The 1,641-nt window shown below is 76.4% G+C and carries 1 protein-coding gene; it reads left to right on the top strand.

All coding sequences use genetic code 11. The features are described 5' to 3' along the window. On the top strand, nucleotides 1–1,328 hold a 1,328-nt coding region (locus RIF68_RS36065), incomplete at its 5' end, for an acyl-CoA dehydrogenase family protein (RefSeq protein ID WP_309055880.1). Between the last annotated feature and the right edge of the window lie 313 nt (nucleotides 1,329–1,641).

The raw sequence follows: 1,641 nt of genomic DNA, 5'->3' as shown, positions 1-1,641 counted from the left end.
TGGCGCGGGCCGCGAAGGTGTTCGTGTGGGGACAGGCCGACGCCGGGCACCTGTGCCCGGTCTCGATGACGTACGCCGCCGTCCCGGCGCTGCGCGTCCAGCCTGAGCTGGCCGAGGTGTACGAGCCGCTGCTCTCCTCCCCCGTGTACGAGTTCGGCCTGCGGGTGCCGGCGGAGAAGCGCGGGATCATCGCCGGGATGTCGATGACCGAGAAGCAGGGCGGTTCGGACGTCCGGGCGAACACCACACGGGCCGTCCCCGCCGGTGAGCCCGGCCTGTACGCGCTGACCGGGCACAAGTGGTTCACCTCCGCGCCCATGTCGGACGTCTTCCTGACCCTCGCGCAGGCGCCCGGCGGGCTGTCCTGCTTCCTGGTGCCGCGCGTCCTGCCGGACGGCGCCCGCAACGCGATCCGCCTCCAACGGCTCAAGGACAAGCTGGGCAACCGGTCGAACGCCTCCTCCGAGATCGAGTACGAGGGCGCCCTCGGCCGGCTCGTCGGGGAGGAGGGGCGCGGGGTCGCCACCATCATCCGCATGGTGAACATGACACGGCTCGACTGCGCCGTCAGCTCCGCCTCCGGCATGCGGTACGGCCTGGTGCAGGCGGCGCACCACGCCACGCACCGCCGTGCGTTCGGGGCCCGCCTCGCCGACCAGCCGCTGATGCGGAACGTCCTCGCGGACCTGGCCGTGGAGGCCGAGGCGGCCACGGTCGCCGCGCTGCGGCTGGCGGGGGCGGTGGACCGGGCGGCGCGCGGCGACGCGGAGGAGGAGCAGCTGCGGCGGCTCGGCCTCGCGGTCACCAAGTACTGGGTCTGCAAGCGGGCCCCCGCGCACGCGGCGGAGGCGCTGGAGTGTCTGGGCGGCAACGGCTACGTCGAGGACTCGGGGCTGCCGCGGCTCTACCGGGAGTCGCCGCTGCCGTCCATCTGGGAAGGCTCGGGGAACGTGGCCGCGCTCGACGTGCTGCGGGCGATGGGCCGGCAGCCGCAGGCCGTCGAGGCGTTCTTCGCGGAGACCGAGCGGGCCGCGGGTGCGGACCGGCGCCTGGACGCGGCCGTGGCGGGGCTCCGCAAGGACCTGGCGGGGCTCGGCGACCCGGCCTCGGTGGAGTTCGGCGCGCGGCGGCTCGTGGAGCGGATGGCACTGGTGTTCCAGGGCTCGCTGCTGGTACGGCACGGGCATCCGGCGGTGGCGGACGCGTTCTGCGCCTCGCGGCTGGACGGTGACCGGGGGCTGGCGTTCGGCACCCTGCCGGGCGGCGTGGACACGGCGGCGATCCTCGCGCGGAGCGTGCCGGACGCTCAGACCGGTACCGCCGCCTGACCGGCGGCTCCGGCCGGCAGGCGGGGGGCGGTGTCGGCCGCACCCCGTGCGCGCGCCGGCGCCGTACCGTCCGCCGCCCGTGCGCGGGGGCGATGCGGCCCCCGGACCAGGCGGGTGGCCGGCGGCGCGGCCGGAGGTACGGAGCGGGCGGAGCACCGAGGGCGGGGCCCGTCCCCGGCCGCGCCGTGGACGGGCGCCGCCCGCTGCCCCCCACGCCGAGTTGCGCCGCGCGCGCCGCACGAGAGGCTTGGGGTAGCCGCCCGGTCACCTCGGAGCGGCGGATGCCGTAGGGAGAGACATGAACCTGGACCTC

This window comes from Streptomyces sp. (assembly GCF_031178505.1).
In the GTDB taxonomy this organism is placed as follows: domain Bacteria; phylum Actinomycetota; class Actinomycetes; order Streptomycetales; family Streptomycetaceae; genus Streptomyces; species Streptomyces gulbargensis.
This window is presented reverse-complemented; position numbering and strand designations above follow the sequence as displayed.